Origin of the sequence: Kutzneria buriramensis (assembly GCF_003387475.1) — a bacterium.
Lineage (GTDB): Bacteria > Actinomycetota > Actinomycetes > Mycobacteriales > Pseudonocardiaceae > Kutzneria > Kutzneria buriramensis.
Window position 1 is genome coordinate 326,973 of record NZ_QUNO01000015.1, and the last position, 18,816, is coordinate 345,788.

Annotated in this window: 17 protein-coding genes; 5 read left to right on the forward strand and 12 right to left on the reverse strand. The window is 71.4% G+C overall.

Annotated features, from left to right (window positions below; translation table 11 throughout):
* The first annotated feature begins 224 nt into the window (after positions 1–224).
* Together BCF44_RS38460 and BCF44_RS38465 are read left to right on the forward strand one after the other, a co-directional pair.
* A complete protein-coding gene (locus BCF44_RS38460) occupies positions 225–836 on the forward strand; it encodes a TetR/AcrR family transcriptional regulator (protein WP_116179402.1) in 612 nt (203 codons plus the stop codon).
* Complete coding sequence (locus BCF44_RS38465; RefSeq protein ID WP_116179403.1) at positions 820–2,436, forward strand: acyl-CoA dehydrogenase family protein; 1,617 nt, start codon at positions 820–822, stop codon at positions 2,434–2,436. Before BCF44_RS38460 ends, BCF44_RS38465 begins: the two co-directional genes overlap by 17 nt.
* Here BCF44_RS38465 and BCF44_RS38470 read toward each other — a convergent pair.
* The 4 genes from BCF44_RS38470 to BCF44_RS38485 form a co-directional block, all read right to left on the reverse strand.
* On the reverse strand, positions 2,405–3,586 hold the full coding sequence (locus BCF44_RS38470; RefSeq protein ID WP_116179404.1) for an MAB_1171c family putative transporter: 1,182 nt from the start codon (positions 3,584–3,586) through the stop codon (positions 2,405–2,407). The genes BCF44_RS38465 and BCF44_RS38470 overlap by 32 nt on opposite strands.
* A complete protein-coding gene (locus tag BCF44_RS38475; RefSeq protein ID WP_116179405.1) occupies positions 3,583–4,101 on the reverse strand; it encodes an ImmA/IrrE family metallo-endopeptidase in 519 nt (172 codons plus the stop codon). The genes BCF44_RS38470 and BCF44_RS38475 overlap by 4 nt, the downstream gene beginning before the upstream one ends.
* A 9-nt stretch (positions 4,102–4,110) precedes the next feature.
* A complete protein-coding gene (locus tag BCF44_RS38480) occupies positions 4,111–4,542 on the reverse strand; it encodes a helix-turn-helix domain-containing protein (protein ID WP_116179406.1) in 432 nt (143 codons plus the stop codon).
* A 354-nt stretch (positions 4,543–4,896) separates the two neighbouring features.
* Positions 4,897–5,517, reverse strand: coding sequence for a GntR family transcriptional regulator (locus tag BCF44_RS38485; protein ID WP_116179450.1), 621 nt, complete (start codon positions 5,515–5,517; stop codon positions 4,897–4,899).
* Between the two features lie 35 nt (positions 5,518–5,552).
* Between BCF44_RS38485 and BCF44_RS38490 the strand changes: the two genes are divergently transcribed.
* The gene (locus tag BCF44_RS38490; protein ID WP_116179407.1) at positions 5,553–6,350 is read left to right on the forward strand and encodes a carbon-nitrogen hydrolase family protein; all 798 of its coding nucleotides are present in this window, start codon (positions 5,553–5,555) and stop codon (positions 6,348–6,350) included.
* Here BCF44_RS38490 and BCF44_RS38495 read toward each other — a convergent pair.
* From BCF44_RS38495 to gltB, 4 genes are all read right to left on the reverse strand, one after another.
* A complete protein-coding gene (locus BCF44_RS38495; protein ID WP_116179408.1) occupies positions 6,343–6,738 on the reverse strand; it encodes a pyridoxamine 5'-phosphate oxidase family protein in 396 nt (131 codons plus the stop codon). The two genes, BCF44_RS38490 and BCF44_RS38495, sit on opposite strands and share 8 nt — an antisense overlap.
* 28 nt (positions 6,739–6,766) lie before the next feature.
* On the reverse strand, positions 6,767–6,961 hold the full coding sequence (locus BCF44_RS38500; protein WP_116179409.1) for a hypothetical protein: 195 nt from the start codon (positions 6,959–6,961) through the stop codon (positions 6,767–6,769).
* A gap of 175 nt (positions 6,962–7,136) precedes the next feature.
* A complete protein-coding gene (locus tag BCF44_RS38505) occupies positions 7,137–8,576 on the reverse strand; it encodes a glutamate synthase subunit beta (protein WP_116179410.1) in 1,440 nt (479 codons plus the stop codon).
* Positions 8,569–13,068 (reverse strand): glutamate synthase large subunit, encoded by a 4,500-nt coding sequence (gltB, locus tag BCF44_RS38510; protein ID WP_116179411.1) that lies wholly within the window; start codon positions 13,066–13,068, stop codon positions 8,569–8,571. Before gltB ends, BCF44_RS38505 begins: the two co-directional genes overlap by 8 nt.
* Positions 13,069–13,395: 327 nt before the next feature.
* On the opposite strand from gltB, the gene BCF44_RS38515 reads away from it, so the two are divergent.
* Together BCF44_RS38515 and BCF44_RS38520 are read left to right on the forward strand one after the other, a co-directional pair.
* A complete protein-coding gene (locus BCF44_RS38515) occupies positions 13,396–14,613 on the forward strand; it encodes a serine hydrolase domain-containing protein (RefSeq protein WP_116179412.1) in 1,218 nt (405 codons plus the stop codon).
* A 296-nt stretch (positions 14,614–14,909) separates the two neighbouring features.
* Entirely contained in the window at positions 14,910–15,944 is a 1,035-nt protein-coding gene (locus BCF44_RS38520; protein WP_116179413.1) for a zinc-dependent alcohol dehydrogenase family protein, read from the forward strand.
* Positions 15,945–15,950: 6 nt separating this feature from the next.
* Here BCF44_RS38520 and BCF44_RS38525 read toward each other — a convergent pair whose 3' ends face one another.
* From BCF44_RS38525 to BCF44_RS38540, 4 genes are all read right to left on the reverse strand, one after another.
* Positions 15,951–16,838, reverse strand: a complete 888-nt coding sequence (locus tag BCF44_RS38525) for an acyl-CoA desaturase (RefSeq protein ID WP_379799020.1) — start codon at positions 16,836–16,838, stop codon at positions 15,951–15,953.
* Positions 16,839–16,947: 109 nt separating this feature from the next.
* A complete protein-coding gene (locus tag BCF44_RS38530; protein ID WP_116179415.1) occupies positions 16,948–17,388 on the reverse strand; it encodes a MarR family winged helix-turn-helix transcriptional regulator in 441 nt (146 codons plus the stop codon).
* A 10-nt stretch (positions 17,389–17,398) separates the two neighbouring features.
* A complete protein-coding gene (locus tag BCF44_RS38535; RefSeq protein ID WP_116179416.1) occupies positions 17,399–17,767 on the reverse strand; it encodes a nuclear transport factor 2 family protein in 369 nt (122 codons plus the stop codon).
* Positions 17,764–18,609, reverse strand: a complete 846-nt coding sequence (locus tag BCF44_RS38540) for an NAD(P)H-binding protein (protein WP_116179417.1) — start codon at positions 18,607–18,609, stop codon at positions 17,764–17,766. Before BCF44_RS38540 ends, BCF44_RS38535 begins: the two co-directional genes overlap by 4 nt.
* Positions 18,610–18,816 lie beyond the last annotated feature (207 nt).

Below are 18,816 nucleotides of genomic sequence, written 5' to 3' on the forward strand. Positions count from 1 at the left end.
CGTCGCCGGCGCAGGAGAGTGCGAGGCCCCGCCGACGCTTCACCCGGTTGCTGGATTTCGATCGGCCGCCACCCGACGAACCCACCAGGCTGCCGATGCGGCCGGTCGAAATCCAGCAAGGGCGAGGCGTCGGCCCCCGAAGGGGCCGAGCCGCGACGCCGAAGGCGGCGCCACAAACACGGCACGCGTGGCAGAAAGCACTGAATCGTGGTTCACTGCTTGGCGTGCCCTACCGACGTACCGAACAGGTGCAGGCCCGGCTCGACGCCCAGCGCGAGGCCCTGATCGCGGCCGCGGCCGCGCTGCTGGCCGAGCGGGGGTACGCGGACTGCTCGGTCGCGGCGGTCGCGGCCCGGGCCGGCGTCTCGACGGGCAGCGTGTACCGCTACTTCCCGGCCAAGGCGGACCTGATCGTGGAGGTCTTCCGCGGCCTGGTCAGCCGCGAGGTCGACGCGGTGGAACGCGCGGCGGCCGGCCCGGGTGACCTGATCGACCGGGTCGTCGCGATCGTCGAGACGTTCGCGAACCGCGCGCTGAAGTCGCCGCGGCAGGCGTACGCGCTGCTGGCGGAGCCGGTGGACGCGCCGGTGGAGGCGGAGCGCCTGGAGTTCCGCCGCGTGTTCCAGCGGGCCTTCGCCGCGCACGTCACCGAGGCCGTCAAGGCGGGCGTGCTGCCGCCGCAGGACGCGCAGATCACGGCCGCGGCCCTGGTCGGCGCGGTCGCGGAGGTGCTGGTGGGGCCGCTGTCCGCCGGCGTGGCCAGCGCCGACACGGTGCCGAATCTCGTCCGTTTCACCCTTCGCGCTCTGGGAGCTGACGATGCCGCCCACCCATGAGGTCACCAACCAGGTCCCGCCGCTGCTCGGCCACGACGTCGCCGCGCATCCCTCGCTGCTCGCGGGCCTGCGACGAGAGGGCGCGGCCTGGGCCGAGCCGGAGCTGCACGAGCTCGGCCGGTTCGCGGGCAGCGCCACGGCGCAGGAGTGGGGCCGCGTCGCCAACACCAACCCGCCGGTACTGCGCACCCACGACCGCTACGGCAACCGCATCGACGAGGTGGAGTTCCACCCGTACTGGCACGAGCTGATGACGGTCGGCGTCGAGCACGGCCTCCAGGCCGCGCCGTGGCGGGACGAGCGGTCGGGCGCGCATGTGGCCCGCGCCGCCAAGTTGTTCGTGTGGAGCCAGGTCGAAGCCGGGCACACCTGCCCGCTCGCGATGACCTACGCCGCGATCCCGGCCCTCAGGCACAACAAGGAGCTCGCCGACCGCTACGAGTCGCTGCTGGCGTCCAAGATCTACGACTTCGGCCTGCGCGAGCCGAGCACCAAGCGCGGCCTGATCGCCGGCATGTCCATGACGGAGAAGCAGGGCGGCTCGGACGTCCGCGCCAACACGACCACCGCCACGCCGAACGCCGACGGCTCGTACACCATCCGCGGCCACAAGTGGTTCACGTCCGCGCCGATGTCGGACGTGTTCCTCACGCTCGCGCAGGCGCCCGGCGGCCTGTCCTGCTTCCTGCTGCCGCGGATCCTCCCCGACGGCGCCCGCAACCGCATGCACCTCCAGCGGCTGAAGGACAAGCTGGGCAACAAGTCCAACGCCTCGGCCGAGCTGGAGTACGACGACGCGCTGGGCTGGCTGGTCGGCGAGGAGGGCCGGGGCGTGCCGACCATCATCGAGATGGTCAACAACACCCGGCTGGACTGCGTGGTCGGCAGCGCCAGCGGCATGCGCCTCGGCGTGGCACAGGCCGTGCACCACGCGAGTCACCGCAGCGCGTTCGGCAAGCTGCTGATCGACCAGCCGCTGATGTCCAACGTGCTCGCCGACCTGGTGGTGGAGGCGGAGGCCGCGCTGGTGGTGGCGCTGCGGCTGGCCGGCGCGAGCGATCGCGGCGAGGACGCGTTCCGCCGGCTCGCGCTGGCCGTGACCAAGTACTGGGTGTGCAAGCGGGCCCCGATGCACGCCGCCGAGGCGCTGGAATGCCTGGGCGGCAACGGTTACGTCGAGGACTCGGGCCTGCCGCTGCTGTACCGGGACGCGCCGCTGCCGTCGATCTGGGAGGGCTCCGGCAACGTCGCGGCGCTGGACGCGCTGCGCGCGATGTCCCGCCAGCCCGAGTCGGTGGCGGCGTTCTTCGCCGAGCTGGAGCTGGCCGCCGGCGCGGACGTCCGGCTGGACCGGTCGATCGAGCTGCTGCGCAAGGAACTCGCCGACCTCAACGACATCGAGTTCCGGGCGCGCCGCGTCGTCGAGTCGATGGCGTTGGTGCTCCAGGGATCCCTGCTGGTCCGACACGGCGACCCGGCGGTGGCCGACGCGTTCTGCGCGTCCCGCCTCGGCGAGGACTGGGGCATCGCGCTGGGCACCCTGCCGTCCGGTGTGGACAGTCGGGCGGTCATCGCGAGCGCGTGGACGGAATCCCGCTGAGCTCGGCGGCCATCCGCGTGCGCACCTGGGCCACCGCCGAGGAGCGCGCGAAGGCCCGTGACACGTGCGCGAGCCACGCGGTTTCCGCCGCCAGACTGGGATCCACGCGGTGCGGCACCAGGTCGCCGGCGCGGTAGCCGACGCCGGCGTCGTGGGCGAGCACCGCGGCGGCGATGGTCGCCGCCTCGATGGTCGCCGCGCGCTGGGACGCAGGGGTGCCGACGCGGCGCACCGCGTCGGCCGCCCACTCCGGCACCGACGGGTGGATGTGGCCGCGCAGCGCCAACTGCGCGTCCCGGATCTCGATCACGTGCCGGTAGAGCGCGAACTCGACGCCACCCTGTTGGCGGGCAACGGAACTCAGCGCGATGGCCGGCATCGCGGCGTGCATCGCCGCCCAGAGCGGGCGCAGCTGGGCGTACCGACGCTGCGCGGCCAGCCAGCGCACCGGTCGGCTCAGGTACGGCCCCCAGGCGGTCAGCGTCGACCCGGCCGCCGACACCACCACGCAGGCGGCGCCCAGCACCGCGGAGACGTCGTCCTCGCTGGTGTTGTTCCGGTACGTCGTCAGCGCGAGCCGGATGTCGTCGAGCTGCCACGCCGACCACAGCACGGCGATCAGCGCGCCGGCGATGATGAGCCGCAGGCCGGTGCGCAGCAGCCCCGGCTCGACGAGCCGCGCGTAGCGGCCGATGAGCACGGCGAACGTCAGCAGGCCCCACACCTCGTAGCACATCAGCACCACGTCGTAGGCGACGAAGACGCCGACCTCGCCGGGCGCGAACGTGATGACGTCGGCGTCCTGGGCGGCGCCGGCCGCGAGGAACAGGATCGCCGCCACGATCATCGTCAGCGCCGTGACCAGCACGTACTTGCGGCCGCGGACCGCCTCCGGGCGGACGGCGTTGGCGAACAGCACCAGGAAGCACAGCGCGGCGACCTTCAGCTCGTCGCTGAGCAACTCGACGACCGCCGGCAGCGGACCGACGAGGTCCAGCGTCGTCCCCGCGTCCAGGCCGATCGCGCCGGCGATGCACACCGCGAAGCCGGCGAGGTGCCGCCCGCCCGGGGCGGTGCTCGCCACCCGCACCTTGTAGGTGACCGCCAGCAGCGCGACCAGGCAGCCGAGATACGCGGCGACCGCGATCATCGGCGCGGCCGCGAGCCGAAGAGCCGGTCCAGCCGGACCACCTCGTCCGGGGCGCCGGCGGGCGGCTGCTGCGGCAGCCGGGCCACCCGCTGGGCGATCAGCGACGCCAGCAGCTCGGCCTCGCGCTCCTCGTGCTCCGCGTAGACGGTGCGGCCGAGGACGCGGCGCACCAGGTCCGGCGACAGGTTCGGCATCAGCGCCCGGGTCGCGGCGGCGTCGATCTCCGCGGTGCCGGTGTGGCCGCACAGCAGGTGCGCCACCTCGTGCATGAGGATGTGCTGCTGGTGCAGCTCGGTGGTGTTGACCGGATACAGGATGTAGTCCGCACGGTCGGTGGTCATCAGCAGGCCGCACGGCGCTCCGACGGTCGCCGGCACGGGCATGAGCTCGATCGGCCTACCGCGGTGCTCGGCGACGGCGGCCACGAACGTGTCCGTGTGGAACGGGGTGGGCACCGGCACCGAGTCGGCCAGCTCCCGGCAGCGTCGCCACAGCTGCTTGTCCTGCCGCACCATCACTCCTGATCAGCGGGAGTCCCCGTCGCGGATCGCCTCCCTGCGGGCGATCGCATCGATCATGTCACTGATGGTGTCGAGTCCGGCGGGTGAAAGCGTTACTGCTCTCAGCGCAACGTTTCGTACTCCGGCGTCCCGAAGGGCCCCGAGCAGCTCCAACTCCTCGGCGATCTTGGCGCTCTGCTCGTCGTCGAAGAAGTAGGCGGGGGAGACCTGGAAGAACTGGGCCAGCGCCTCCAGGTGCCGCTTGGTCGGGTTGTCCCGGCGGCCGGTGCGCAGCTGCCACAGGTAGGTGGTCGAGAAGCTCTCCCCGGTGGCCTCGCGGCAGGCCTTGGCCACCTCGTCGTGGCTGTACTGCTCGCGGCTGGGCTTGCGGACCACCTGGAACAGCTTGTCGATCTTCGCGGCGAGTGACGTCGGCTCGGGCTCGGGCGCCGGCACCGTCCACCTCCCTCAGCACGGATGAAGCCGTCGTACCTAGGTATTCACCACAGTTTACAGGTGGCGCGGACGGCCCACGCGCCGACGGCGAGGCTACGCCGAGGGGTTACGAGGGCGCGGCACCGGTCACAACGGGCAAAACGCCCGTCCGTCGGCGGGCGCAACCTAGGTATCCAGGGCTTTTGGCGCAGCGGGCGGCTCGATCACGTCGGTCGAATGTGACGATCAATGCGCCGAGCTGTCAGGTTGCTGCGCCGATCAGCATCCGGGCCCTTGGTCCGATCCGGTCGCCGTCCACGCCGGACGGCCGCGCGAGGTTCACTTGCGACTGTCGCCGACGGATCCTCGCGTTGCTCAGCGGATCGCCAACTGGGCCCGCAAGGTCGCGTCCAGGTGCGCGGTGATGGCCTCGCGGGCGGGGCCCGGGTCGCCGGCCGCCAGGGCCGTCACGATCGCCTCGTGCTCGGCGAGCACGGCCTCGCGGCGGCCCGGACCGCCCTGGAGCGCCACCAGTCCCGAGACGACGTGCCGCGCGCGCAGCGACTCGTAGGTGCGGGCGAGCATCTCGTTTCCGGCCGCCCGCACCAGAATCGTGTGGAAGCGGGTGTCCGCTTCGATGAAAGTCTTGTCATCCTTGCCTGTCTGGTCGGCCAGCGCGGCCCGCAGCTCGTCGATCGGCGCCGTGCCGGCCGCCAGCACGCGGTCGGCGGCGAACCGCTCCAGCACGCCCCGCAGCTCGATCAGCTCGCGCAGCTCGCCCGCCGTCAACTCGGGGATGTACGCGCCGCGCTTGGGCACCAGGCGCACCAGCTCCTCCGCGGACAGCATCAGCAGCGCCTCGCGGATGGGCGTGCGGGAGACGCCGATGCGGTCGGCGATGTCCTGCTCGCTCAGGAACGTGCCCTGTGCGGCCGGATCGGCGAGCACGGTGTTGCGCAGGTAGTCGTAGGCGCGGTCCCGGCCGGAGACAGACATGCCGATCAGTATACGGGCGGTATACACTGAACCGCGTGCGTATCGCGCTGAGCCAGTTCGTGTCCGACACCGACCCCGAGGCCAACCTGGCGACCGTAGGCGAGCAGACCGCCGAGGCCGCCCGCCGCGGCGCGCGGATCGTGGTGTTCCCCGAGGCCACCATGGCGCGTTTCGGCATCCCGCTCGGCGGGCTCGCGCAGCCGCTGGACGGTCCGTGGGCGAGCGGCGTCCGGGACATCGCCAAGCGGCACGACGTGCTCGTCGTCGCCGGCATGTTCACGCCGTCCGACGACGGCCGCGTGCGCAACACGCTGCTCGTCACGGGTCTCGGTGTGGACGAGCACTACGACAAGATCCACCTGTTCGACGCCTTCGGCTTCGCCGAGTCGGAGACCGTCGCGCCCGGCGACCGCAGCGTGACGCTCGAGGTCGACGGCGTCGGCATCGGCGTGGCCACGTGCTACGACCTCCGCTTCCCGCAGCTGTTCCAGAAGCTGGCGCGGTCCGGGGCGTCGGTGATCCTCGTGCCGGCGTCGTGGGGTTCGGGACCGGGCAAGCGGGACCAGTGGGAGCTGTTGGTGCGGGCGCGGGCGTTGGACTCGACGACGTGGATCGCCGCCTGCGGGCAGGCCGACCCGTCGAGCGTCGGCGTGACGACCAAGCCCGGTGTGCCGACCGGCATCGGCTACAGCGCGGTCGTGTCGCCGATGGGGGAGATCCGCGCGCAGGCCCAGGACCGGCCGGAGCTGCTGGTCGTGGACGTCGACACGGCCGAGGTGGCGGAGGCGCGCGGCAAGGTGCCGGTGCTGGCCAACGCCCGCGACTTCAGCTGACGTTGCCCAGGACGTTCGTGACGGCGATCTCCAGCACCACACGGTTCGGGTTGACGCGCGGGGTCCGATACCGCTCCGCGTAACGCCTCACGGCGTCGGCAATCGCCTGCGGGTCGTCGTTGAGGGTGGCGACACCCTCCAAAGTGGACCAGTGGCGACCGTCCACCTGGCACACCGCGGCGTTCACCGTGCCGGCCGCGCGGACCTGGCGGGCCTTGGCCGAGTTGCCGTCGGTGATCACGCGGGCGATGCCGGCGTCGAGGTCGAGAGTGACGCCGACGGGCACGACGTGCGGGGTGCCGTCCGGGCGGACGGTGGTGAGAGTGCAGAGGTGCCGCTCCCGCCAGAACTCGGCGAAAGCGGCACCCCTGGTGTTCAGGTCTGGCACCCGGTCAACGTATCAACCGGTCACGGTGTCAACGGCGGCGAGCCCGCCAGGCCGGACGCCGCCACGCGGGGCGGTTCGTGCCGATGCCGGCCAGGTGCAGGGCGATGCACAGCAGACCGGCGGTGAGCAGGTTGGTCGGCGTCAACACGGCTCCGAGCGAGATACCGGCGAGGTCGATGATCAACGCAATGGCGAACAGTACCGCCGCGATCACGGCAACCATGGCAGCGCTCCTCCTTGTCGGCCCCAGGACCCCTGGAATACCCCGCGACCGACGAGCCGGAACGAGCCAAACGGCCCAACTTCCGCGAGTCGCGCTGTGGGACACACCGAATGTAGGTTTCGGGCATGTGCCCGAGACCTACATTCGGTGTGCTTGAGAGCGCGACTCGCGGGGGTCAGGCGATGGCGCGGTCGGTGGGGCGGATGGGGGCGGGGAGGACGTCGCGGCCGGTGAGGTACGTGTCCACCGCGGCTGCGGCGGAACGGCCCTCGGCGATGGCCCAGACGATGAGGGACTGGCCGCGGCCCATGTCGCCGGCGACGAAGACGCCGTCGACGCTGGTGGCGAAGGACCGGTCCCGGGCGACGTTGCCGCGGGGGTCCAGGTCGACGCCGAGCTCCGTCACCAAGCCCTCACGCTGCGGGCCGACGAAACCCATGGCCAGCAACACCAGCTGGGCCGGCAGCTCCCGCTCCGTCCCCTCGACGGACACGAACTTCCCGTCCTCCATCCGGACCTCGACGAGCTTGAGGCCCCGCAGCTGACCGTCGTCGTCGCCGAGGAACTCCACCGTGGACACGGAGTACAGCCGCTCGCCGCCCTCCTCGTGCGCCGACGTCACCCGGTACAGCATGGGATAGGTCGGCCACGGGTGCTGCGCGGCCCGCGTCTCCGGCGGCTGCGGCATGATCTCCAGCTGCGTGACGGAAGCCGCGCCCTGACGGTGCGCGGTGCCGAGGCAGTCGGCGCCGGTGTCGCCGCCGCCGATCACGACGACGTGCTTGCCGGCGGCGTTGATCGGCGACTGCGCGTACGCCCGGTTCGCCGGCGGCAGGTACTCCATCGCCTGGTACACGCCGGTGAACTCGCGCCCGGGCACGGGCAGGTCCCGCCACGCGGTGGCGCCGCCGGCGAGAACCACCGCGTCATAAGAACCGCGCAGTTCCTCCACCGTGACGTCCTCGCCGACGTTCACGCCGGTGCGGAACTCGGTGCCCTCGGCCCGCATCTGGTCGAGCCGGCGGTCCAGCCGCCGCTTCTCCATCTTGAACTCGGGAATCCCGTACCGCAGCAGGCCGCCGATCGCGTCGGCCCGCTCGTACACGACCACCGAGTGCCCGACCCGGGTCAGCTGCTGCGCCGCCGCCAGCCCGGCCGGCCCGGAGCCGATCACCGCGACCTTCTTGCCCGTCAACGACGTCGGCGGCTGCGGCGTCACCCAGCCCTCGTCCCAGGCCCGGTCGATGATCTCCACCTCGACCCGCTTGATCGAGACCGGGTCGGAGTTGATGCCGAGCACGCACGCCGCCTCGCACGGCGCCGGGCACAACGTCCCGGTGAACTCCGGGAAGTTGTTGGTGGCGTGCAGCCGCTCGATGGCGTCACGCCAGTCCTGGCGCCACACCAGCGTGTTCCACTCCGGGATGAGGTTGCCCAGCGGACAGCCCTGGTGGCAGAACGGGATCCCGCAGTCCATGCACCGGCCGGCCTGCTTCTCCAGCCGCTGGTGGCCGAACTCCTCGTACACCTCGCGCCAGTCGGTGATCCGGATGTCCACCGGACGGTGGCTGGCGTTCTCCCGCGGCGTGGTCAGAAAGCCCTTGGGGTCAGCCATGAGCGGCCTCCATGATCGCGGTGTCCACGTCCCTGCCGTCGGCCTCCGCGCTGGCCCGCGCGGCCAGCACCCGCTTGTAGTCCTTGGGCATCACCTTGGTGAACCGGCCGACGGCCAGCTCCCAGTCGGCCAGCAGCAGGTCCGCCACCGCCGACTCCGTCTCCCGCCGGTGCCGGTCGATCACCTCGTGCAGGTAGGCCTGGTCCTCGTCGGTCAGCTCGTCCAGGTCCACCATCTCCTGGTTGACCCGCACCGGAGACAGGTCCAGCACGTAGGCGACGCCGCCCGACATGCCGGCCGCGAAGTTGCGGCCGGTCGGGCCGAGCACCACGGCACGGCCGCCGGTCATGTACTCGCAGCCGTGGTCGCCGACGCCCTCGACGACGGCCAGCGCGCCGGAGTTGCGCACGCAGAACCGCTCGCCGACCTTGCCGCGCAGGAACAGCTCGCCGCCGGTCGCGCCGTAGGCGATCACGTTGCCGGCGATGATGTTCTGCTCCGCGGTGAACGGCGCGGACGGATCCGGCCGCACGGTCACCCGGCCGCCGGACAGGCCCTTGCCGAGGTAGTCGTTGGCGTCGCCGACCAGCCGCAGCGTGATGCCGCTGGGCAGGAACGCGCCGAACGACTGGCCGGCGGTGCCGGTGAACGTCACGTCGATCGTGTCGTCCGGCAGGCCCTCGCCGCCCCAGCGCTTCGTCAGCTCCGAGCCGAGCATGGTGCCCACGGTCCGGTTCACGTTGCGCACGGGCAGTTCCAGCCGCACCCGGTCGCCCGAGCCCAGCGCGCCCTCGGCCAGCTGGATCAGCGTGTTGTCCAACGCCTTGTCCAGGCCGTGGTCCTGCGAGGTGGTGCGGTGCCGGGCGGCGCGCGGCGGCAGCTCGGGCACGTGGAAGATCGGCGTCAGGTCGAGACCGGCCGCCTTCCAGTGCTCGACCGCGTCGGCGGTGTCCAGCAGCTCGGCGTGCCCGACCGCTTCCTCCAGCGACCGGAAACCCAGCTGCGCCAACAGCTCCCGGACCTCCTGGGCGACGAACTCGAAGAAGTTCACCACGTACTCGGCCTTGCCGCTGAACTTCTCGCGCAGCACCGGGTTCTGCGTGGCCACGCCGACCGGGCAGGTGTCCAGGTGGCACACCCGCATCATCACGCAGCCGGACACCACCAGCGGCGCGGTGGCGAAGCCGAACTCCTCGGCGCCCAGCAGCGCGGCGACGATCACGTCCCGGCCGGTCTTGAGCTGGCCGTCGGTCTGCACGACGATCCGGTCCCGCAACCGGTTGGCCAGCAGCGTCTGCTGGGTCTCGGCCAGGCCCAGCTCCCACGGCGCGCCGGCGTGCTTGATCGACGACAGCGGCGACGCGCCGGTGCCGCCGTCGTGGCCGGAGATCAGCACCACGTCCGCGTGCGCCTTGGACACGCCCGCCGCGACCGTGCCGACGCCGACCTCGGACACCAGCTTGACGGCGATCCGCGCCGGCGGGTTGGCGTTCTTCAGGTCGTGGATGAGCTGGGCGAGGTCCTCGATCGAGTAGATGTCGTGGTGCGGCGGCGGGGAGATGAGCCCGACGCCGGGCGTGGAGTGCCGGGTCTTGGCGATCCACGGGTACACCTTGTTGCCGGGCAGCTGCCCGCCCTCGCCGGGCTTCGCGCCCTGCGCCATCTTGATCTGGATGTCCTGCGCGGAGACCAGGTACTCGCTCGTGACGCCGAAGCGGCCGCTGGCCACCTGCTTGATCGCCGAGCAGCGCTCCGGGTCGTCCAGCCGGTCCGCGTCCTCGCCGCCCTCGCCGGTGTTGGACTTGGCGCCCAGCCGGTTCATGGCGATCGCGAGGACCTCGTGCATCTCCTTGGAGATCGAACCGTAGGAGATCGCGCCGGTGGCGAACCGCTTGACGATCTCGGAGACCGGTTCGACCTCCTCGATCGGCACCGGCGACCGCACCCCGTCACGGAACTTGAACAGCCCGCGCAGCGTCATCAGCCGCTCGGCCTGGTCGTCGACCGCCCGCGTGTACTCCTTGAAGACGTCGTAGCGACGGCTGCGGGTGGAGTGCTGGAGCTTGAACACCGTGGTCGGGTTGAACAGGTGCGCCTCGCCCTCGCGGCGCCACTGGTACTCGCCGCCGACCTCCAGCTCGCGGTGGCTGGCGTGCACGCCGTCGGCCGGGAACGCCTTGCGGTGCCGCTTGGCGACCTCCTCGGCGATCTCGTCGAAGCCGACGCCGCCCAGCCGCGAGGTGGTGCCGGTGAAGCACTCGTCGATCACCTCGGCGCCCACGCCGATCGCCTCGAAGATCTGCGCGCCGGTGTAGGAGGCCACCGTGGAGACGCCCATCTTCGACATCGTCTTGCGGACGCCCTTGCCCAGCGCCTTGATCAGGTTGCTGGTGGCCTTGTGCGCGTCGACGTCCGGCAGCTCCTCGACCGTGGCCATCGCCAGGTACGGGTTGACCGCGGCCGCGCCGTAGCCGATGAGCAGCGCGATGTGGTGCACCTCGCGGGCGTCGCCGGCCTCCACGATGAGGCCGACCTTGGTGCGGGTCTTCTCCCGTACGAGGTGGTGGTGCACCGCGCCGGTCAGCAGCAGCGACGGGATCGGCGCGTAGCGGGCGTCGGCGCCGCGGTCGGACAGCACGATCAGGCGCGCGCCGTCGTCGATCGCCTCCGACACCTCGGTGCGGATCTCGTCCAGCCGGGCCCGCAGCGCCTCGCCGCCGCCGTCCACCCGGTACCGGCCGAGCACGGTGACCGCCTGATAGCCCGGCATGTCGCCGTCGTCGTTGATGTGCACCAGCTTGGCCAGCTCGTCGTTGTCCAGCACCGGGAACTCGAGCGAGATCCGGCGGCAGGACGCGGGCGTGGCGGCCAGCAGGTTGGTCTCCGGGCCCAGCGCGGAGGTCAGGGAGGTGACCAGCTCCTCCCGGATCGCGTCCAGCGGCGGGTTCGTCACCTGCGCGAACAGCTGAGTGAAGTAGTCGAACAGGCTGCGCGAGCGGTCCGACAGCACGGCGAACGGGGCGTCGTTGCCCATCGAGCCGATCGGCTCGGCGCCGGTGATCGCCATCGGCCGCAGCAGGATCTGGAGCTCCTCCTCGGAGTAGCCGAAGACCTGCTGGCGGGTGACCAGCGCGGCATGCTTGGGGATCTCGCGCTCGCGGGCCGGCAGCTCGGCCAGCCGCACCATGCCGGCGTCCACCCAGTCCTGGTACGGGTGCTCGGCGGCCAGCGCGGACTTGATCTCCTCGTCGTCCACGATCCGGCCGGCCGCGGTGTCGACCAGGAACATCCGGCCCGGCTCCAGGCGTCCCTTGCGGACGACCCTGGCCGGGTCGATCTCCAACACGCCGGCCTCGCTGCCGAGCACCACCAGGCCGTCGTCGGTGACCCAGTAGCGGGCCGGGCGCAGGCCGTTGCGGTCCAGCACCGCGCCGATCAGGCTGCCGTCGGTGAACGACACCAGCGCCGGGCCGTCCCACGGCTCCATCAGGGCCGAGTGGAACTCGTAGAACGCGCGCCGCGCCGGATCCATCTCGGTGTGGTTCTCCCACGCCTCCGGGATCATCATCAGCACCGCGTGCGGCAGCGACCGCCCGCCGAGGTGAAGCAGCTCCAGCACCTCGTCGAAGGAGGCCGAGTCGCTGGCGCCCCGGGTGATCACCGGGAACAGGTCGGCCAGCTCGCCCGGGATCAGCTCGGACTCGAGCAGCGCCTCCCGCGCGTCCATCCAGTTCCGGTTGCCGCGCAAGGTGTTGATCTCACCGTTGTGCGCGATGTAGCGGTACGGGTGGGCCAGCGGCCAGGACGGGAAGGTGTTCGTGGAGAACCGGCTGTGCACCAGGCCGATGGCGCTGGCGACCCGCTCGTCCACCAGGTCGGGGAAGAACCGGGCCAGCTGCGGCTCGGTGAGCATGCCCTTGTAGACGAGGGTGCGCCCGGACAGGCTCGGGAAGTACACGTCGGCGTCGTGCTCGGCGCGCTTGCGGACGCGCAGGGCGATCCGCTCCAGCGGCAGGCCGCGGACCGCGTCGTCCACCGGGGCGAGGAACAGTTGGGCGAAGTGCGGCATGGTGGTCGCCGCCGTCGGGCCGACGTGCTCGGTGTCGACGGGCACGTCCCGCCACCCCAGCACTCTCGTGCCCTCCTCGGCGGCGATCCGCTCGACGGTCGCCACCGCGGCGGCGCGTTCGGCGGTGTCGGCCGGCAGGAACGCCGTGCCGACCAGGTAACCGCCTTCCGCCGGCAGCGGCAGGCCGGTCACTTCGCGGAAGAACGCGTCCGGCACCTGGATCAGGACGCCGGCGCCGTCGCCGGTCTCCGGCTCGGCGCCGCGGGCGCCCCGGTGTTCCAGGTTGCGCAGCGCGGTCAGGGCCTTGCGCACGATGTCGTGGCTGCGGTTGCCGGCGAGATCGGCCACGAAGGCCACGCCGCACGCGTCGTGCTCGAACTGCTCGTCGTACAAGCCCCCGATTCGGGGGTGGTGGTGGATCACGGCTGTACGGCCCTCCCGTGGTGGGACGCCCTGTCGCGGGGGCGTGCGTCTGACGCGGGGGTGCTCGAAATGGCCCGGGAACGGGCGGGTAAATTGGTACGCACGACGCTGTGCGCTGACCGATTGCCCTCTTGAGGCAGGTCGAAGCGGTCCCCGGGGGGTAGGCCGGGGTCTTGTGACGATAATGTGAACACGGGGTTATCCGCACTACCCGTGTTGCACACCACAGCAACTTGCATCTCAATTGTTGCGCGGATGGGCCTGTTTCGCCTGGTCGGCGGTACCGCGAGCTAGGCTCGATGATCTCAGCATCCGGGAGGTCAGGACGTGTCCATCAAGATCACCGCCGATGCCGCCGAGCACGGCTTCGACGCCGAGCGGCTCGCGCGCATCGACCGCCACTTCGCCCGCTACGTCGAGGACGGCCGGCTGCCCGGCTACCTCGCCGTGGTCACCCGGCACGGCGAGGTCGTGCACCTGGCCCAGGGCGGGCTGCGGGACGTGGAGGCCGCGCTGCCGGTCGGGGCGGACACGCGGTGGCGCATCTACTCCATGACCAAGCCCGTCACCTCCGTGGCGGCGATGATGTTGTTCGAGCGCGGCGAGTTCGAGCTGACCGACCCGATCTCCCGGTGGCTGCCCGAGTTCGCGGCGGCGCGGGTGTACGCCAAGGGATCCTCGGCCGCGCCCGGCACCGTGCCGGCCACGGAACCGATCCGGATCTGGCACCTGTTGACACACACCGCCGGTCTCACGTACGGCTTCCACCACGCGCATGCCGTCGACGGGATCTACCGCCGCAACGGGTACGAGTGGGGCGTGCCTCCCGGTGTCGACCTCGCCGGCGCCTGCGAGGCGTACGCGTCGATGCCCCTGGTGCACCAGCCCGGGGCGGAGTGGAACTACTCGGTGGCCACCGATGTGCTCGGTCGGCTGGTCGAGGTCGTCTCCGGGCAGACGCTGGACGCCTTCCTCGCCGAGCACGTCTTCCGGCCGTTGGGCATGGCCGACACCGGATTCTGGACCGACAGCGACCAGTTGGCGGCGCTGTACTCGCCGGCGCCCGGCACCGGGCGGCTGCTGCGCAACGACGCCATGGGCGCGGCGTTCACGTCGAGGCCGGTCTGCCTGTCCGGCGGCGGTGGGCTGGTGTCGACGGCGTACGACTACCACCGGTTCACGCAGATGTTGTTGCGGCGCGGTGAACTCGACGGTGTGCGGCTGCTGTCGCCGCGGGCCGTGGATCTGATGACCCGCAACCACCTTCCCGGCGACCTGGAGTCGTTCGGCCGGCCCCTGTTCGCCGAGACGTCCTATGTGGGCGTCGGTTTCGGGCTGGGCTTCTCCGTGACGGTGGATCCGGTGGCGGCCAAGACGTTGGGGCCGGCGGGGGAGTACGCCTGGGGCGGCGCCGCCAGCACCGCCTTCTGGGTGGACCCGGTCAACGAGGTGACGGCGATGTTCTTCACCCAACTCCTCCCCTCCAGCACCTACCCCCTCCGCCCCCAACTCCGCACCCTCACCTACCAGTCCCTGCTGGCCTGAACCCCCGCGAGTCGCGCTCTCAGACACACTGAATGTAAGCCTCAGGCAGAACCCCGCGAGTCCCGCCGAGCGTCACACCGAAACCCGCTGTGCGGCAGAACTGAGCCCCCGGTCTTGTTTCTGCACGAAACCGACATTCGGTGTGTCCCAGAGCGCGACTCGCGGGGGTGTCCACTGTGGATGAATGCTCGAAACCCCTGGTGTTGGACCAACTCCAGGGTCGCGGGCGATTCGGCATCGGCGGTTGTCGGCGGGTAGATTCGGCGGGTATCCGGATTCCACGACAGGGGTGACCGATGCGAGCGACCTTGCTCTACGGAAAGGGCGACATCCGGGTCGAGGAGGTGCCCGACCCGACGATCCAGCAGCCGACCGACGTCCTGGTGCGGGTGACCCGATCCTGCGTCTGCGGCAGCGACCTGTGGCCGTACCAGAGCGCGCCGGAGATCGACGGCGGCCGGCGGATCGGGCACGAGTTCATCGGCGTGGTCGAGGAGGCCGGCGGGGACGTCTCGACGCTGGCCAAGGGCGACGTCGTGGTGGCGCCGTTCCTCTGGTGCGACAACACGTGCGACTACTGCCAGGCCGGCCTGAACAGCTCCTGCCGCAACGGCGGCGGCTGGGGCTTCAACGGCGTCGACGGCGGCCAGGGCGAGTACGTCCGGGTGCCGCAGGCCGACGGCACGCTGGTGAAGCTGCCGGTCGGCGAGGACGACGAGCTGATGCCGTCGCTGCTGACGCTGTCGGACGTCTTCAGCACCGGCCACCACGCGGCCCGCACCGCACGGGTGGAGAAGGGCTCCACGGTCATCGTGATCGGTGACGGCGCGGTGGGCCTGTCGGCGGTGCTGGCGGCGAAGCGGCTGGGCGCCGAGCAGATCGTGCTGCTGGGCCGCCACCAGGTCCGCACGGACCTGGGCCGCGAGTTCGGCGCCACCGACGTGGTGCCGGAGCGCGGCGAGGAAGCCGTCGCCAGGGCCAAGGAGCTGACCAACGGCGACGGCGCGTTCCACGTGCTGGAGTGCGTCGGCACGCTCGGGGCGTACGAGACGGCGCTGGGCCTGGTCCGCCCCGGCGGCGCGATCAGCCGCGTCGGCGTGCCGCAGTACACCGACGGGCCGGTCGGCCGCGTCCTGTTCGGCCGGAACGTCACCCTCACCGGCGGCGTCGCCCCGGCCCGCGCCTACATCGAGGAGCTGCTGCCGGACGTGCTCTCCGGCGCCGTGCAGCCGGGCCGGGTCTTCGACCGGACGTTGCCGCTGGCCGAGATCCCCGACGCCTACCGGGCGATGAACGACCGGCAGGCGCTGAAGGTGCTGATCAAGCCCTGAGACTGGTCAAGCCCTGAGCCGGGCCAGCCGGCGCGTGCTGGGCCAGCGCACGTCGTGCACCCAGCCCAGCTTCTCGAAGATCCAGATCAGCCGCGCCGACACGTCGACCTGACCCCGCAGCACGCCGTGGCGCGCCGAGGTCGGGTCGGCGTGGTGCAGGTTGTGCCACGCCTCGCCCATGCTCAGGATGGCCAGCGGCCAGAAGTTCGCCGACCGGTCCCGCGCGGTGAACGGCCGGTCGCCGATCATGTGGCAGATCGAGTTCACCGACCAGGTCACGTGGTGCAGCACGGCGACCCGGACCACGCCCGCCCAGAAGAAGCCGGTCACCGCGCCCCACCAGGACCAGGTGACCAGGCCGCCGATCAGCGCCGGCGCGAGCAGCGTGACGGCGGTCAGCGGGCCGAACAGGCGGTGCACCAGCCGCATGTCCCTGTCGGCCTCCATGTCCGGCGCGAACCGCTTGCGGTTGGTCAGGTCCCGGTCGAAGATCCACCCCATGTGGGCGTGCCAGAAGCCGCGCACCAGCGCGGCCGGCGACGTGCCGAAGTTCCACGGCGAGTGCGGGTCGCCCTCACGGTCGGAGAACGCGTGGTGGCGGCGGTGGTCGGCGACCCAGTGCAGCACGGGTCCCTGCACGGAGAGGCTGCCGGCGACCGCCAGCGCGACCCGCATTGCCCGGCCCGCCTTGAACGAGCCGTGGGTGAAGTAGCGGTGGAAACCGACGGTCACGCCGAGGCAGCTGACCGTGTAGAAGAACGCCGCCGAGATCAGGTCGGCCCAGCCGACTCCCCAGCCCCACAGCACGGGGATCGCGGCGACCAGCGCGATGGCCGGCACGATCGCGAAGATGTACACGGCGACCTGCGCGGGCATGCCGCGCTGTCCGTCCATCAATGTGGTCATCCGACGGGTGTCCGAGGCTTCGGCCAGGGTCGTCATGTGCCGAGGGTACGGCCCCGAGCTGGGGGGTTCGCCAGACCCGTCGGTGAAGGTTAGTTGTCTAGTGGTTTTCCGCGTGCTGCACGTTCGCCACCAGCGTCGCCAGCGTGTCACCCAGTTCGGCGATGCGTTGCGGGTCGACGCCGGCCCGTAGCCGCTCGTCGAACTCGGTCGCCGCCGTGCGCAGCCGGTGGAAGGCGGCCTCGCCTGCCTCGGTCAGCTCGATCTGGTGGACGCGCCGGTTGGCCGGGTCGCGCCGGCGGGTGATCAGACCGTCCCGCTCCATGCCGGACAGGTGGTGGGTCATCGTCGCCTCGCGCAGCTCCAGCGCCTCGGCCAGGTCCTTCTGCGTGGCGCCCGGGTTGATCTTCAGCTGGAGCAGCACGAGCCAGGACGACTGGGAGCCGCCGGCCGCCGCGAGCGCGTCCTCGAACGCCCGGGTGAGGGTGCGCGCCGCGCGGGCGACCGCGAGCCCGACGGGTGGCTGGTGTGGACGGCCCATGGCGGTGAGCTTAGGCGGGCAGGCCGATCGGGCTGAGGTGCATGCCCGCGAACCGCCAGCCGTGGTCCGTGCGGACCGAGATGTGCGTGGCGCGGAACTGGCCGTCCGCGGGCGTTCCCTTGTACGCGGCCTGCTGCGCGTGCACGCCGATCACCAGTGCGGTGTCGCCGAGCTCGCGGACCAGCCGGTCGCGCCAGTCCAGTTCGGACGTCACGAGGTCGCCGGTGCGGTAGCGGTCCAGCCACTGCTGCTTGTCCAGCACGAAGCCGAACGGCCCGACCAGGGTGAAGTCGGCGGTGGACAGTTCGTCCAAAGTGGCCACATCGGCGTCGACCTCGGCCTTGGCCCAGCGGTTCTCGAGTTCCTCGACCGTGTTCACGATTCCTCCTTGAAGTGTGTGGCCGCCCAGCGGCGGAAGGTCGTCGCCGGCCGGCCCAGAACCTGCTCGACGACGGGGGAGACGTCCGCGCCGTAGTCGCCGGCGAGGACGTGCTCGATCATCTTCTCGGCCAGGTCGCGGGCCATGCCGCCGCGCACCATGCCGTCGATCGCCTGCGCCGTCGTCGGTTCCACGAGGGTCAGCCGGCGACCGAGGACCTCCCCGACGATGGCGAGTTCCTGTTCCGGCGTAAGTACTTCCGGTCCCGACAGTTCCAGCTTCCGGTTGCGCAGCGCCGGGTTGGTGAACGCCTCCACGGCCACCGCCGCGATGTCCTCCGGCGCGATCGGTGTGGACGCTCGGTGGGCGAACGCCACGTGCACGGTGTCGCCCCGGCCGAGCATGTGCTTCCACCCCAACGTGTTCGACATGAACCGTCCCGGCCGCAGCAGCGTGTGGTCGATGCCGCTGTCCGTGACTGCCGCCTCGTCCCGGCGGTGCCAGGCCGCGACCAGCTCGTGCCCCTCTTCGCCGCCTGCCGCCACCGACAGCTTCACCAGGTGCTTCACACCCGCCCGCTGTGCCGCCGCCACCTGCACAACCGTGTGCAGGTTCGGGCTTCCTGTCGGCTGGGACGTCATGAGGAACGCCTGCTCGACGCCCTCGAACGCCTTCGCCAGGCTCGCCGGCTCGTCGCAGTCGCCAGCGACGACCTCCACCCCCGCCGGGAAGGTCGCCGCCTCCGGCCGGCGCGTCATCGCCCGTACCGGCAGCCCGCGCGCCGCCAGCTGCGTCACCACCTTGGCGCCCACGTGGCCGGTGGCTCCGGTTATCAGAATCATGCCGTGAAGGTTAGATACCTAACTCTTAGATGTCAAAGTATTGGGCGAGGGGAATCGTCCAAGGACCTTCGCCCTTGGACGATCCGGTTCCGGCTCAGAGGCTGTGGGCGAGGATGTCGCCGTACGAGGTGGTCGCGTGGATGTCCAGCTCGGCGGCGCCGTCGGTGTTGCGCAGGGCGTTGCTGATCCGGCCGTAGGAGGTGCCCG